The sequence below is a fragment of the Streptomyces sp. MnatMP-M17 genome, assembly GCF_900091995.1.
Classification (GTDB): Bacteria; Actinomycetota; Actinomycetes; order Streptomycetales; family Streptomycetaceae; genus Streptomyces.
The window spans coordinates 1-1,874 of sequence record NZ_FMDK01001107.1; the positions used below are offsets into that span (position 1 = coordinate 1).

At 71.0% G+C, this 1,874-nt stretch carries 1 protein-coding gene; it reads left to right on the plus strand.

Annotation, left to right across the window (positions count from 1 at the left end; genetic code table 11):
* Positions 1-28 precede the first annotated feature (28 nt).
* A partial coding sequence (locus GA0115259_RS36560; protein WP_256098303.1) for a type I polyketide synthase occupies positions 29-1,874 on the plus strand: 1,846 nt, incomplete at its 3' end.

Here is a 1,874-nt window from a genome sequence, read left to right on the forward strand (position 1 = left end):
GTTCTTCGCCGGAAGCGGTGCGCGGCGGGTGGAGTTGCCCACGTACGCCTTCCAGCACCAGTGGTTCTGGCCGACCGTCTCGTCGGCCGGCGCGCGTGATGTACGGGCCGCGGGCCTCGGCTCGGCCGGGCATCCCTTGCTGGGCGCCGCGGTTGAACTGGCCGAGGGCGAAGGAATGCTCTTCACCGGCCGTCTGTCGGTCGGAACACATCCTTGGCTCGCCGATCATGTGGTGATGGGCCGGGTCTTGCTGCCGGGAACCGCTCTGCTGGAGCTGGCGTTCCGGGCGGGCGACGAGGTCGGCTGCGACCGGGTTGAGGAACTGACGCTCGCGGCGCCGCTCACGCTGCCGGCGCGCGGCGCGGTTCAGACGCAAGTACGGGTCGGTGCCGCCGACGACAACGGCCGGCGTACGGTCACGGTCCACTCCCGGCGCGAGGGCGCCGCGGACGTGCCGTGGATGCAGCATGCGATGGGCACACTGGCCGTCGGCACCCAGGAGCCGCCCACCGGCTTCGACGCCACGGTGTGGCCGCCGAGCGGCGCCGAGGCATTGGAACTCGACGGCTGCTACGAGCGGTTGGCAGAGATCGGCTTTGTGTACGGTCGGGTGTTCCAAGGTCTACGGGCGGCCTGGCGCCGTGACGGTGAGATCTACGCCGAGGTGAGTCTGCCCGAGGGCACCGAGGCGGGAGCGTACGGTCTGCACCCGGCTCTCCTCGACTCCGCCCTGCACGCGTCGCTCCTGGCGGGCGACAGCGCGCAAGGCGGCGGGGGTCTGCCGTTCTCGTGGGAGGGCGTCTCGCTGTTCGCGACCGGTGCTTCGGTGTTGCGCGTACGGATCGCCCCGGTCGGTGGCAAGGACGCTGTGTCGATCGCTGTCTCGGACACCTCCGGTGCGCCGGTAGCCTCCGTCGACTCGCTTCTCGTACGGGCCGTGTCGAGCGACGGGCTCAGTGACGTCGGGGCCGTTGCCACGAACGCACTGTTCCAGCTTGCTTGGTCTCCCGTAGCCGTCGGCCCGGACGTTCTGCCGTCGGTTGCCGTCCTCGGAGCCGACGTACTGAACCTCGCCGAACCGCTGGCGGGACCGGGCCTCCTGGTCGGGGCACATGCCGATCTCGCGTCGCTGGCGGCGGGGGAGGGACCGATGCCGGACACCGTCCTGGTGAGCATTGCCGGTGATTCCGACGGCCAAGTCGTGCAGTCCGCCCACGTGTTGACGGCGAGCGCGCTGGCCCTGGTGCAGGAGTGGCTGGCCGAGGAGCGGTTCGCCGGCTCCCGGCTGGTGTTCGTCACACGGGGCGCAGTCGGAGGCACCGTCGAAGGCGGTGGTGAGGACCGTGCCGTCGATGTGGCGGCGGCCTCGGTCTGGGGCCTCGTACGCTCCGCGCAGACGGAGAACCCGGGCTCCTTCGGGCTGCTGGATCTCGACTCCGACATCTCGTCGCTCACCGCGCTGCCGCACGCTCTGGGTATGGACGAGCCCGCCCTGCTGATCCACGACGGTGAGATCTCCGCTGGACGCCTTGTCCGTACGACCATCCCCACCGATGCCGAGGTCGACGGCGGGACGGGCCCGGTCTGGGACGCCGACGGTACAGTGCTCATCACGGGCGGTACGGGTGGTCTGGGCGGCGTGTTCGCGCGGCATCTGGTCACCGAACGGCGAGTCCGGCGCCTGCTGTTGGCGAGCCGGCGAGGTGCTGAGGCGCCCGGCGCTGCCGAACTGGTCGCCGAACTCGCCTCGTACGGTGCCGAGGTGACCGTGGCGGCCTGTGATATCGCCGACCGGTCCGCGGTGGCCGGACTGTTGGCGTCGGTGCCGGCCGAGCATCCGCTGACCGCCGTGGTCCATACGGCGGGTGTGCTGG